At 80.6% G+C, this 288-nt stretch carries 1 pseudogene; it reads right to left on the reverse strand.

Features of this window, described 5'->3' with window-relative positions:
* Nucleotides 1-225, reverse strand: a pseudogene (locus ACLBX8_RS32105) (hypothetical protein); the annotation flags it as partial.
* Nucleotides 226-288 lie beyond the last annotated feature (63 nt).

Consider the following 288-nt stretch of genomic DNA (forward strand, 5'->3'; position numbering starts at 1 on the left):
CTCGACGGGGCTGTCGGCGGCGCGGCCGCGCTCCGGCTGGGTCGCGGCGGTGAGCTGCGCGGCGCGCCCCGGGATCGAGCGCGCCCCCGCGGCGGCGCCCTTTCGCAGGCCCCGATCGTCGCAGGACGGGTCGCGGTCGAGCGGCGGCTCGGCGGCGGGGAGACCCGCCGGCACGCGGCGCCGCCCCGGCGCCGCCGCGAGGGCGACCAGCGCCGAACCAAGCATCAGGATCCAGAGGATCGAGGCGCCCTCCGAGGGGCCGGTCGAACGCGACGGTGACGGGGGCAT

The organism is Methylobacterium sp. D48H, assembly GCF_053345715.1.